The 12,173-nt window shown below is 37.8% G+C and carries 11 protein-coding genes; 5 read left to right on the forward strand and 6 right to left on the reverse strand.

Features of this window, described 5'->3' with window-relative positions; all coding sequences use genetic code 11:
* The first annotated feature begins 30 nt into the window (after positions 1 to 30).
* From hemC to C4F49_RS08480, 4 genes are all read left to right on the forward strand, one after another.
* On the forward strand, positions 31 to 1,611 hold the full coding sequence (gene hemC, locus C4F49_RS08465; RefSeq protein ID WP_196935435.1) for a hydroxymethylbilane synthase: 1,581 nt from the start codon (positions 31 to 33) through the stop codon (positions 1,609 to 1,611).
* A 50-nt stretch (positions 1,612 to 1,661) separates the two neighbouring features.
* Positions 1,662 to 2,636 (forward strand): porphobilinogen synthase, encoded by a 975-nt coding sequence (hemB, locus tag C4F49_RS08470; RefSeq protein ID WP_196935436.1) that lies wholly within the window; start codon positions 1,662 to 1,664, stop codon positions 2,634 to 2,636.
* 119 nt (positions 2,637 to 2,755) lie between these two features.
* The gene (gene hemL / locus C4F49_RS08475) at positions 2,756 to 4,075 is read left to right on the forward strand and encodes a glutamate-1-semialdehyde 2,1-aminomutase (protein ID WP_196935437.1); all 1,320 of its coding nucleotides are present in this window, start codon (positions 2,756 to 2,758) and stop codon (positions 4,073 to 4,075) included.
* Positions 4,076 to 4,138: 63 nt separating this feature from the next.
* The gene (locus C4F49_RS08480; protein ID WP_196935438.1) at positions 4,139 to 4,957 is read left to right on the forward strand and encodes a hypothetical protein; all 819 of its coding nucleotides are present in this window, start codon (positions 4,139 to 4,141) and stop codon (positions 4,955 to 4,957) included.
* A gap of 68 nt (positions 4,958 to 5,025) precedes the next feature.
* Here the strand turns inward: C4F49_RS08480 and argC are convergent, their stop codons facing one another.
* From argC to C4F49_RS08500, 4 genes are all read right to left on the reverse strand, one after another.
* Positions 5,026 to 6,045, reverse strand: coding sequence for an N-acetyl-gamma-glutamyl-phosphate reductase (argC, locus tag C4F49_RS08485; RefSeq protein ID WP_196935439.1), 1,020 nt, complete (start codon positions 6,043 to 6,045; stop codon positions 5,026 to 5,028).
* A 34-nt stretch (positions 6,046 to 6,079) separates the two neighbouring features.
* On the reverse strand, positions 6,080 to 6,559 hold the full coding sequence (locus tag C4F49_RS08490) for a GNAT family N-acetyltransferase (protein ID WP_196935440.1): 480 nt from the start codon (positions 6,557 to 6,559) through the stop codon (positions 6,080 to 6,082).
* Complete coding sequence (gene argG / locus C4F49_RS08495) at positions 6,543 to 7,733, reverse strand: argininosuccinate synthase (RefSeq protein WP_196935441.1); 1,191 nt, start codon at positions 7,731 to 7,733, stop codon at positions 6,543 to 6,545. Before argG ends, C4F49_RS08490 begins: the two co-directional genes overlap by 17 nt.
* Before the next feature lie 61 nt (positions 7,734 to 7,794).
* Positions 7,795 to 8,502, reverse strand: coding sequence for a GNAT family N-acetyltransferase (locus tag C4F49_RS08500; protein ID WP_196935442.1), 708 nt, complete (start codon positions 8,500 to 8,502; stop codon positions 7,795 to 7,797).
* A 491-nt stretch (positions 8,503 to 8,993) separates the two neighbouring features.
* Between C4F49_RS08500 and C4F49_RS08505 the strand changes: the two genes are divergently transcribed.
* Positions 8,994 to 9,227, forward strand: coding sequence for a hypothetical protein (locus C4F49_RS08505; RefSeq protein WP_196935443.1), 234 nt, complete (start codon positions 8,994 to 8,996; stop codon positions 9,225 to 9,227).
* 67 nt (positions 9,228 to 9,294) lie between these two features.
* On the opposite strand, the gene C4F49_RS08510 is transcribed toward C4F49_RS08505, so the two are convergent.
* Together C4F49_RS08510 and C4F49_RS08515 are read right to left on the reverse strand one after the other, a co-directional pair.
* A complete protein-coding gene (locus tag C4F49_RS08510) occupies positions 9,295 to 9,753 on the reverse strand; it encodes a hypothetical protein (protein WP_196935444.1) in 459 nt (152 codons plus the stop codon).
* 153 nt (positions 9,754 to 9,906) lie between these two features.
* The gene (locus C4F49_RS08515) at positions 9,907 to 12,063 is read right to left on the reverse strand and encodes a S9 family peptidase (RefSeq protein WP_196935445.1); all 2,157 of its coding nucleotides are present in this window, start codon (positions 12,061 to 12,063) and stop codon (positions 9,907 to 9,909) included.
* Positions 12,064 to 12,173: the final 110 nt, after the last annotated feature.

The following is a 12,173-nucleotide window of genomic DNA, read 5'->3' on the forward strand; positions in this document are numbered from 1 at the left end:
TGACCATATTTTCCTGTAAAACAAATTATTGTGAATAGAACATTAATCATTGGTACGAGAGGTAGTCAATTGGCGTTATGGCAAGCGAATTACGTTAAAGATCGATTAGCAGAAATTGGCATTCAGGCCAATTTAAAAATCATAAAAACTCAAGGCGACATTATTCAGCATCTTCGTTTAGATAAGCTAGAAGGCAAAGGCTTTTTTACTAAAGAATTAGAAGAAGAATTGCTAAGTGGAGGCATTGATTTAGCTGTGCATTCCCATAAAGACTTACCGACTACAAACCCTCCAGGATTAATTATTGCGAGCGTTTCTGAAAGGGAAGATCCTTCAGAATTGATGATCATTCACAAAGATTGTGTGGATTTGAAAAAGCGATTCTCCATTAAGCACAATGCAACGATAGGAACTTCTTCTAACCGAAGAAAAGCACAATTGCTCTCTTTGCGCCCAGATTTAGAGTTTTCTGATTTACGCGGAAACTTGCAAACCCGAGTTAAAAAATTACAAGACGAAAACTACGATGCAATTGTGTTGGCAAAAGCCGGAATTGCTCGTTTGAATATGGATCTTTCCGAATTTCATATCGAAGAAATTGCACCCATAGAAATTATTCCTGCACCGGCGCAAGGTGTTTTGGCTGTGCAGATTCGAGAGAAAGACCAAGAATTATTTGACATTCTTCAACAGATTAATGATGTAGAAGTCGCTAAAACTATTGCTGTTGAACGCAAGGTTTTGAATCTTTTTGATGCTGGATGCCATGCTCCAGTCGGCTGTTATTGCCGAAAAACAGATACTGGATTTGAATCCTGGACATCGATTGCTGAAGACAACGAGGACTTTCCGGACCGTGTGTATCTACGTTCAGAAACAACTGAAGGAATGGCAGAAACGATTTTTTCAAAATTCAGCAAAGACAGAAAACTTCCTTCATCGGTATTCATCACTAGAGATTTAGATGAAAATTCCTACTTATCAAAAGCATTAAGCAAGCATGCAATATCCATCGAAGCTCGTTCTTTAATCAGGATTTATCCAGTCATCAACAAGTTGGATTCATTTATTTTGAAGCGCGCGGATTGGATTTTCTTTAACAGCAAAAATGCCATCGAGCATTTCTTCAAGTTAGAGCCTTTGATTTTAAAGAAAACAAAAATTGCCGTTTTGGGCCGTGGTTCAGAAGAAGCTTTGCGCGCATTTAACCGCACAGCGGATTTTTCTGGCGATAGTTTCGGAATCAATACGGACAATATCGCAAAAGAATTTGCGCAATTGGTGGATGGACAAACGGTACTTATCCCGCGTGCGAAAGGCTCTTTGCAAACCATTCAAAATGCTTTATTGCCTAGCACCACCGTGATTGACATTCCGATTTATGAAACCGTATTAGAAGAGCAAGTTGACAAATCGAATGCTGAAGTATTGATTTTCACGAGCCCAAGCAACGTAGAGGCTTATTTTCAAGAAAACCTTGTCGAGCCCGACCAAAAAATAATCTGTATCGGACATTCAACAGGAAAGGCAATTGAGGATTTTGGATTGAAATATACCAAACCATATACGCCAGACGAAATTGGTTTAGCCGAAGCTGTTTTCAGCTTATAATAGAATAAAAAATATGTTGACGCCTTAGCGTCAAAACTAATAAAATAAACATGTTACACCGTCCAAGAAGAAATAGAAAATCGCAGGTTATTCGCGATATGGTACAAGAAAATCACCTGTTCGCTTCGAATTTAATTTTCCCATTATTTATAATCGAAGGAAATAATCTGAAGACGGAGGTTTCTTCTATGCCTGGGATTTTCAGATATTCTATAGATAATCTGTTGCGTGAAGTTGAATCGTGCATGAATTTGGGATTGAATTCTTTTGACCTTTTCCCAAACATTGAAGAGTCATTGAAAGACAAACATGCTACCGTAAGCTACAAAAAAGGAAATCTTTATTTACGTGCAATTGAAGAAGTGAAGAAAAACTTCCCTGAAGCTTGCGTGGTTACTGATGTAGCGATGGATCCTTACAGCAGTGATGGCCATGATGGAATCGTCGAAGATGGAAAAATTTTAAATGACGAAACCTTAGAAGTTTTAGGTAAAATGGCTTTGGCACATGCTGAGGCTGGCGCAGATATTATCGCTCCTTCTGACATGATGGATGGACGTATTGGATACATTCGCCAAGCTTTGGATGCGAATGGTTTCAAAGACGTTTCGCTGATGTCTTATACTGCCAAATACGCTTCTGCTTTTTATGGACCTTTCCGAGATGCGTTAAATTCCGCTCCAAAAATGGGCGACAAAAAATCGTACCAAATGAATCCTGCGAATTCCAGAGAAGCTTTAATCGAAGCACAATTGGATGCAGACGAAGGTGCTGATTTCTTAATGGTCAAACCGGGATTGCCTTATTTGGATATTATAAAATTATTGAGTGACAATTTTGATTTACCGATTGCCGCATATAATGTAAGCGGTGAATATGCGATGTTAAAAGCTGCTAGTCAAAATGGCTGGTTAAATGAAGAGCGCTCGATTATGGAAACATTGCTGAGCTTCAAACGTGCTGGCGCAACGTCCATTTTGACCTACCATGCAAAAGAGGTTTTGGAAAAAGGATGGTTGAAGTAATTTTTTGAATAAATGGCTCGGTTAAATCGAGCCATTTATTGTTAAATTCAACATTTTTACTTGTCAATGAATGTTGAATAAGTATAAATAAATATCTTCGTGCTTTTAAATACTGAAACATGAGCAACCCAATTGAAGATATATCCAGAGTAAAATCAACTGAACTTTTCGAACAAGCAAAAAACTATTTTCCGGGAGGAGTCAATTCTCCGGTAAGGGCTTTTAAGTCTGTCTATGGTTCTCCCCTATTTATTGAGCGTGGCGACAAAGCACATGTTTGGGATGCCGATGGCAATGAATTTATCGATTTCTGCTGTTCATGGGGACCACTGATTTTGGGTCATAACAACGATCAAGTCCGTGAAGCAGTTATCAAACAATTGCCAAATGGTTTGAGTTTTGGTGCGCCAACGCAATTGGAAAACAAACTTGCGGATTTGATATTATCCAACAATCGCTTTATTGAAAAAATACGCTTTGTTAGTTCAGGAACAGAAGCGGTGATGTCGGCAATTCGCTTGGCGCGTGGCGTTACTAAAAGAGACAAAATCATCAAGTTTGAAGGATGCTATCACGGACATTCCGACTCTTTATTGGTGAAGGCGGGTTCGGGTTTGGTTACATTCGGTGAGACTTCTTCAGCCGGAGTTCCAAAAGCTTTTGCTGATGAAACAATCGTAATCGCATTGGACGACGAAACCGCATTGACAAAAGCTTTCGAGGATTTCCAAGGACAAGTGGCAGCCGTTATTATCGAAGGCGTTCCAGCGAACAATGGATTACTGCTTCAAGACAAATCTTACATTCAGTTTCTTAGAAAAATCACGAAAGAAAATGGCACCTTATTAATCTTTGACGAAGTCATTACGGGCTTCCGTTTAGGATTCGAAGGCGCTGCTAACTACTACGACGTGCAGCCGGACATCATCACCTACGGAAAGATTATCGGAGGTGGCATGCCAGTTGGAGCTTATGGGGCTTCAAATGAAATTATGTCCAATATTTCTCCAGACGGAGCCGTTTATCAAGCCGGAACTTTATCCGGAAATCCAATTGCCATGGCCGCTGGAATTGCTGCATTGACGCAATTGGCTCAACCTGGTTTTTATGAAAAGCAAGAAGAAAAAACTGATGCATTTGTAACAGAAATTCGCAACTTCATCGCTGAGAATAATTTTGAAGTGAAAATCTTCAGCATTTCATCTATTTTCTGGTTTGCCTTCACAGAACTTGATGCAATCAAAAAAGCGGATGATATCATTCCCGCATCAATGGAAAATTACAAAATCATGCATCGCGAACTGTTAAACCGCGGAATCTATTTTGGCCCTTCTGGTTACGAAGTTGGTTTTATCTCCGCAGCGCATACCAAAGAAGATTTAACGAAAGCGATTGCATCAATCAAAGAAGCTTTGGTTGAAGTATTTAAAAACAAATAATAATATAATTTGTTAAGCATAAAAAACGTTATATTTTTACATCTATAAACAAACAACTTAATCATGAAAATACAAAATTGGAAATCCGCTTTAGCTATTCTTGCTGTAACCGCAAGTTTGACGGCTTGTAATAACACAAAAAAATCAGATACATCTTCAGATTCAACTGCTACGACTGTTGATTCAACACAAAATACAGTTGCTGTAAATCCTTTGGCGCATTCAAAAGAATTTCCAGGAGCAACGTTGAAAATTGCATCCATTACTTCAGAAAAAGTTGGTGCAGATTCAGCTAAAATCACTGTGAAATATGATGTTCAAAACTTCAAATTGACAGAACAGACTGAGCATACACATGAAATGGCTAATTCTCACGAAGGTCAGCACATTCACTTTATTTTGGACAATACGCCTTACGCTGCATTGTACAAACCAGAACACAGTGTAACGGTTCCTGTGAATTCTGAGCATTATTTGATGTCATTCTTGTCTAGATCTTACCACGAATCGATTAAAACTGCTGACGCTTCGAAATTGGTTAAATTCAAAGTTGATGCGAATGGTAAAGTTGTTCAAGAGGCAGCACCTACAGCACCTGCAATTTTTTATAGCCGTCCAAAAGGCGATTACAAAGGAGCTGATGTGAAAAATGTCTTGTTAGATTTCTTTGTTTCAAATACAACATTAGCAGCTGACGGAAACAAAGTGATTGCAAACATTAACGGTCAAGATTTCACTTTAGATCAATGGATTCCTTACGAAATTACAGGATTGCCATTAGGAGAAAATGTAATCAAACTTTCTTTAGTCGATAAAGATGGTAATGCAGTTACTGGCGACAACGTAACAGTTGAACGCAAAATTAATCTTATTGCAGAATAAGTAAATTTTTGAAATACAAAAGAAAAGCCAGCAGAATCTGCTGGCTTTTTTCGTTACACGTATAGTCTTTAAAAACCTACGCTTTTCAAATTCAATCCGGTACGTTCATCCAATCCGAAAAGCAGGTTCATATTTTGAACAGCTTGACCTGAAGCACCTTTCAGTAAATTATCAATTGCGGTCAGGATGAGCAATTGATTTCCGTGTTTTTCCAAATGGATAATGGCTTTGTTGGTATTGACCACTTGTTTTAAATCAATATTTGATTTGCTGACCCAAGTAAAGGGTGCTGTTGCATAAAACGATTCGTAAAGCTCGTAGGCTTCACCTTCGGATAAATCTGATTCCACATAAATAGCAGAAAAAATTCCTCTCGCGAAATCACCTCTCTGGGGCACGAAATGTATTTTCTCAGCCGCTCTTTCCAGCAATGATTTTTCGGATGAAGTCAAAAATCCGGTTTGCAATTGCTCTAGAGATTCAGAAATCTCCTGCAAATGCTGGTGTTCAAACGATTTGTATGCCGACAAATTGTTATTCCGCCAAGAAAAATGAGTAGTAGCACCTGGCTTTTGCCCTGCTCCTGTCGAACCTGTTGTGGCATTGACATGAATTTCATTTGGCAATACTCCTTTAGATGCCAATGGCAATAAAGCCAATTGGATATTTGTCGCAAAGCATCCTGGATTAGCAATGTATTGTGCTTTTTCTATCGAGGATTTGTTCAATTCTGGCAAGCCATACACGAAATCTTTTCCTTGATAAGAAACATTCGCTTTCAATCGATAATCTTGTGACAAGTCAATAATCTTCACAGAAGAACCGATCGGGTTTGCTTCCAAAAATTTTCGAGCATCGCCATGGCCTACGCATAAAAACAGCACATCGATATCCGAATGGAAATCAGAAGAAAATTCCAATTCAGTATCTCCAAATAAATCATTGTGCACATCATAAACCTTCTTTCCGGCGTTGGATGCTGAATTTGCGAACACAATATCTACGGCTGGATGATAAATTAAAATGCGTAATAATTCACCTCCTGTGTAACCTGCTGAACCGATAATTGCTACTTTAATTTTTTCCATTCTTCTTTAATGATACTAACCGAAATGCGATCGGTTAGCTTATTTGTTGAACTGCTTTTCTGTACAGTAAAAATTCGCTGTCTGGCGATTGTATTTCAAATCCCATTTTTTTATACAATTTTTGTGCATTGTAATTATCCACGGCAGTTTCCAATTGAACAAAGCTAGCATTCGTACTTTCCACAAATTCCATCGCCTGCTGAATCAATTGCGAAGCAATACCCAACTTCCGATAATTTTCGTCCACATACAAATCGTTGAGGATCCAATTTTTTACCGCTCTTGCGGAAGAATATTTTGGATACAACTGAGTAAATGCAACCGCCTTGTTTTCGAAATAAGCAATGAATACTATGGATTCACTATTGGCTAACCGTTCGGTGAGAAAAGATTTGGCCAAAGCCAAATCAGAATCCTTTTGATAAAAAACACGGTAAGCATCGAACAAAAGAGCAAGCTCGTCAATATTTTCGAGCCTTGCCTTTTTTACTTCCAGCTTATTCGCCGCTGCCATTTACTTTATGCCAGATACTCACTTGATTCCCAAAAATTTTAGAAAATCCTTTCACATCATCACCTGTGTAGCCTTCGTTCATCTCGCCATACGAACCGAATTTTGAAGACATTAGATCGTGATCAGATTCAATTCCTAAAATCACAAAACGGTAAGGATGCAATTCCACAAATACGCGTCCTGAAACAGTTGCTTGAGAACTTTGTAAAAATGCCTCGATATCGCGCATCACAGGATCATGCATCTGACCTTCGTGCATATAATTTCCATAGAAAGCGGCCAATTGGTCTTTCCACGACAATTGCCATTTCGTCAACGTATGTTTTTCTAACGTATGGTGTGCTTTGATCGTAATCAATGAAGCCGCAGCTTCAAAGCCCACACGGCCTTTGATACCGATAATCGTATCTCCAACGTGAATATCACGTCCAATACCATAAGGTTGCGCCAAAGCTTGCAATTCTTGAATCACGCGTACAGAATCCAGCACATTTCCATTTAATGCAACAGGCTCACCTTTCACAAAATCAATCGTGATTTTCTGAGGCTCTGTCGAAGTAATCCGCGTAGGCCAAGCAGATTCTGGAAGATATTGATTAGAAGTCAATGTTTCTGCACCGCCAACAGATGTTCCCCATAAACCTTTATTGATAGAATACTTAGCTTTCTCTGCCGAATATTCAACCCCATGTTTGTTTAAGTATTCAATTTCATCCTCACGTGATAATTTCAAATCGCGGATTGGTGTAATAATTTCAACCCCAGGAATCAGCGTTTGGAAAATCATGTCAAAACGTACTTGGTCGTTTCCTGCGCCTGTCGATCCGTGAGCTACAGAAGTAGCGCCGATCTTCTTCGCATAGTTTGCGATTGCTGTTGCTTGGCAAACACGTTCAGCAGAAACAGATAATGGATACGTTGCGTTCTTCAACACGTTTCCAAAAATTAAATATTTGATCGTATCGTGATAATAGTCTTCGGTTTCGTCGATCGTTGTATGGGATTTAACCCCTAAATCATAAGCGCGTTTTTCAATTTGAGCGATTTCCTCATCTGAAAAACCACCTGTATTCACTACAACAGAATGAACTTCTAAACCTAAATCTTTGGTCAAATAGATGCAGCAAAATGATGTATCCAAACCGCCGCTAAATGCCAATACTACTTTTTTCATATTTTATTTTTTTATCGATTGAACGATGATTTTATTTTTAAAGTTAATCAAATTATGCCTTTTAACGGCTAGCTAAACCAAAAGGAAATATAGACGCGACCATTTTCTTGGTCGATCCCCATAATTTTGCTTCAATTCTTTTCAGCAAAGATTGCTTTTTAGAAATTCGCTGCAAGCGTTCTTTTGCTTCTGCCTTGCGTTGCAATTTCTCTTTCAACTCGCGTTCCTTCTCTACAGGATCCCAAAGCATAGCTGTGCACATGCAATTCTTACGCTCTTTGCTCATCAAAATATCGTAATTGATACAGGATTGGCAACCTTTCCAAAATTCTTCATCTTGGGTTAGTTCAGAATAGGTCACAGGTTCATATCCTAAATCCGAATTGATTTTCATAACCGCCAATCCGGTAGTCAAGCCAAATATTTTGGAATTGGGATATTTCTCTCGCGAAAGGTCAAAAACTCGCTTTTTGATGGCTTTTGCCAAACCAACTTTTCTAAATTCTGGATTGACGATTAAGCCTGAGTTCGCTACATAATCGCCGTGGCTCCAAGTTTCAATGTAACAGAAACCAGCCCAGGTGCCATCTTTATGCAAAGCAATAACAGCTTTGCCCTCATTTATTTTTTTAGAAATGTATTCGGGTTTTCGCCGTGCAATACCAGTACCGCGAGCTTTTGCAGATTCGAACATCTCATTGCAAATGGTTTCTGCGTAAGCGACATGCTCGGGTTTTGCTGGGATAATTAAGAAATCGGAAATTGTCATTTATTAATTCGACCTAAAATTTTTTAACAATGCTTGTTATAAAATAAACTAATTTCGAATGTAGCTATCGAGCTGAAAAGTACATTCTGCGCATGAAATTGCCTGCCTCCGAATCAAGCTCGAGGCAGAATTGGTCGTCGCAACCTTAATATAGGACAAGTAAGTGTGGAATTTTGCAAAAAATAGCCATTAACAAGCTTTGCGTAAGCTTGTGATAATGAACCCGTCTGATTTTTTTTACAGTACACTTTTTTATCTATGAAATGTGAAGCGCAAAAATAAAAAATATTCTTACCATTAATGCAATAAATATCTTGTTTTTTTAACAATTAATTATTTATGTCATTTGTTAGAGGCAAAATCTGGAAGGAGGTTTAACATAAAATAAAAAGATGGAAAATTTGGATGTCATCTTCGGTTCAGGATTTCAATCAGATTCTTCGATTCAGTATATTTTGAATAATTTTGCAAAACAATAATCTTTAAACAACATGGTTGGCCCAAGTATTATATTTTATTTATTTTTCGGAATCCCTTATATCTTGGTGATGTATTGGCTGGTTAAACAAGATAAAAAGAAGCGCGTTCTTGGAATGGTTGTCGTGACGTTAATTGCCGTCTTGGGCTTTATGGTTTCTCGTATTGCCAGCAAAAATGCTGAACAAAATTACAAACAGCACCAAATCGATTCTAGAGCAATTGAACAAGAAGAAACTTCAAAATAAATTTTCAATCAAGCAATCAACAGAAATCGTTCCTTTAGGCTAGATTGGAATCCTCTTAATGGCCACTCTATTTTTTTAACTCCCAAACGCTTAGTTCGTTGTTATAACTGACCTCCATCTCATTTTGGAAAAGTTTGACAATATTATATTCTTCACAAGGCAATCTCGTGTCGTCAAGTATTCCTTCAAATCTGATTTCATCAATCACATTGGGCTCAAGCTCAATAAAAAATATTTCTTCAGGAGCTTGATTCAAATGAATGGAAATTGATTTTGTTTCTTCATTTATGCCATAATTGATTTCTTGCTTTTGGCCTCCCGATTCTTTATAAATGGAAATATTTTCAACATCAAATTCTGGATTATTGCTAAATAAAAGGTCATTCCCGTTTTCATCAAAATAATTAACAGCCAATTTCTGTAAAACAAGGATTTCTTGGCAATAGATTATTTGTTCGTCATTTTCACATGAATTAAAAGTCATTAACAAAATGCCAAACAAGATAAAAATTAGTTTCTTTTTCATAATGGTTCTATTGATGTTTTTAATAACGCACGAACAAGTCATTTTGCTACATCCTATCATTCTGAAATTCAAAATCTTCAATTCCATTTTTAAAATAAAAATCCTGTCGATAGTTAAATCAACAGGATTTTCCATTACAAAAATAGCTGTACTCTATTTAGTGATATTTTCCAATTTCAGTAAGAAGGCATAGCTTAACGCTACATCTTTCAAATAATCAAATCTTCCAGAAGCACCGCCATGTCCATAATCCATATCTGTTTTTAATAAAATCACGTTATCTCCTTTTTTAATGGTTCTTAATTTGGCAACCCATTTCGCAGGTTCAAAATATTGAACTTGGCTATCATGAAGACCTGTTGTAACCAATAAATTCGGATATTCAACGGCTTTTACATTTTCGTATGGAGAATACAATTTCATGTACTCATAAGCGTCTTTATGATTTGGATTTCCCCATTCGTCATATTCATTTGTTGTTAAAGGAATAGATTCGTCCAGCATGGTATTGATTACATCAACAAAAGGAACTTGTGCAATCACGCCATTCCAAAGACTTGGCGCCATATTGATTACCGCACCCATTAACAAACCTCCAGCACTTCCTCCCTGAGCATACAAATGTGCTTCGCTTGTGTATTTTTGTTCAATCAAGAATTTACCGCAATCGATAAAATCCGTAAACGTATTGATTTTCTTTAGCATTTTTCCGTCTTCATACCATTGTCTTCCCATCTCTTCACCTCCGCGGATATGCGCAATTGCAAAACCAAATCCTCGATTCAGCAAACTCAAGCGAGTTGAGCTAAATGTTGGGTCCATTGAAGAACCGTATGAACCGTAAGCGTACAACAGCAGCGGCGCTTTACCATCTTTCTTAAATCCCTTTTTATAGACTATGGAAATCGGAACTTTCGTACCATCAGTTGCTGTCGCCATGACGCGTTCAGTTTCATATTCTTCGGAATTATAACCTCCCAAAACTTCTTGCTGTTTTAACAAGGTTTTTTCTTTGCTTTTCATGTTATAATCGTAGGTCGACGATGGCGTCACCATTGAGGTATAACCGTAACGAACAACGTCTGTATTGTATTCCACATTCGTGCTCGAATACACCGTATAAGCGGCTTCCCCGAAATTTAAATAATGCTGTTGACCGTCAGACAGATTTCTAACCGCTAACTGCGTTAATCCGTTTTTACGTTCAGAAATCACCAAATAATCTTTGAATTCATCCAAACCTTCAATCAATACATCTTCGCGATGAGGAATAAATTCTTTCCAGTTTTCTTTTCCTGTTTTATCCAATGGGCATTCCATCACTTTGAAGTTCTTTGCTCCGTCATTTGTCAGAATTAAAAAACGGTCAGCCAATGGAGTTACAGAATACAGTACATCTTTCATTCTTGGCTGGAAAACTTTGAATTTACCATTCGGGTCATCAGCGCTCAACAAGAACAATTCAGAAGACAAAGTACCGCCCGAATAGATGAACAAGTGTTTTCCATCTTTCGATTTTCCGACTCCGATGTAATTGGTGTTATCTTTTTCGTCGTAAACAACAACATCAGACGCACTGTTCGTGCCTAATGTATGTCTTTTAATTTTTTCGCTTAATAAAGTAACCGGATTCTTAGACGTGTAAAAAAGCGTTTTATTGTCGTTTGCCCAAGTTGCGCCTCCAGAAGTACGGTCGATTTTATCCGTTAAAATTTTTCCTGTTTCGAGATTTTTGACGTAAACCGTATATTCTCTTCGAGAAACCGTATCCACTCCGTAGGCCAACAATTTATTGTCTGGACTGACCGAAAATCCGCTAGCCGCATAATATGGGTATCCTTCAGCCATCGCGTCGATATCCAGTAAAATTTCTTCTTTTGCTTCTAAATTCCCTTTCTTTCTGCAGAATTTGTAATATTGTTTCCCCTCTTCTGTACGAGTATAGTAATAATAGCCATTTCTTAAATAAGGAACAGACTCATCCGTTTCTTTTATACGAGCTTTCATTTCATCGAATAGATTCGTCTGCAACCCTTCAGTGTCCTTCATCATCGCGGCAGTGTAGGTATTTTCTGCTTCTAGATAACTAATCACCTTCGCGCTATCAGGACCCTTTTTGAAATAGTCATTCAGCCAATAGTAATTATCGACAACGGTATCACCATGAATAATTCGTTCATAGGCTTTCGCTTCAGCAACAGGCGACGCTGCGTCAGGCCAAGAAATAGTTTTTTTAGTCATTTTTTGTTCGGAACATCCAATAATAAGTAAAGCTAGGGCCGAAACCGCAGCATATCGTTTTGTAGTCATTTTAAGAAGTATTAGATTAAGTATTTACCACATTAAAGTTACTCTAAAATATTAATAATTGATACTAATTAACAAATCTACAACTACAATTGCATTATATTTGCTATAGT

The sequence above is a fragment of the Sphingobacterium hungaricum genome (assembly GCF_015210005.1).
GTDB lineage: Bacteria > Bacteroidota > Bacteroidia > Sphingobacteriales > Sphingobacteriaceae > Sphingobacterium > Sphingobacterium hungaricum.

What these genes read in the sequence shown, in the direction of transcription:
- hemB (WP_196935436.1), top strand. Translation starts at nt 1,662, where the DNA reads ATGTTACACCGTCCAAGAAGAAATAGAAAATCGCAGGTTATTCGCGAT.
- hemL (WP_196935437.1), top strand. Translation starts at nt 2,756, where the DNA reads ATGAGCAACCCAATTGAAGATATATCCAGAGTAAAATCAACTGAACTT.
- C4F49_RS08480 (WP_196935438.1), top strand. Translation starts at nt 4,139, where the DNA reads ATGAAAATACAAAATTGGAAATCCGCTTTAGCTATTCTTGCTGTAACC.
- argC (WP_196935439.1), bottom strand. Translation starts at nt 6,045, where the DNA reads ATGGAAAAAATTAAAGTAGCAATTATCGGTTCAGCAGGTTACACAGGA.
- C4F49_RS08490 (WP_196935440.1), bottom strand. Translation starts at nt 6,559, where the DNA reads ATGGCAGCGGCGAATAAGCTGGAAGTAAAAAAGGCAAGGCTCGAAAAT.
- argG (WP_196935441.1), bottom strand. Translation starts at nt 7,733, where the DNA reads ATGAAAAAAGTAGTATTGGCATTTAGCGGCGGTTTGGATACATCATTT.
- C4F49_RS08500 (WP_196935442.1), bottom strand. Translation starts at nt 8,502, where the DNA reads ATGACAATTTCCGATTTCTTAATTATCCCAGCAAAACCCGAGCATGTC.
- C4F49_RS08505 (WP_196935443.1), top strand. Translation starts at nt 8,994, where the DNA reads ATGGTTGGCCCAAGTATTATATTTTATTTATTTTTCGGAATCCCTTAT.
- C4F49_RS08510 (WP_196935444.1), bottom strand. Translation starts at nt 9,753, where the DNA reads ATGAAAAAGAAACTAATTTTTATCTTGTTTGGCATTTTGTTAATGACT.
- C4F49_RS08515 (WP_196935445.1), bottom strand. Translation starts at nt 12,063, where the DNA reads ATGACTACAAAACGATATGCTGCGGTTTCGGCCCTAGCTTTACTTATT.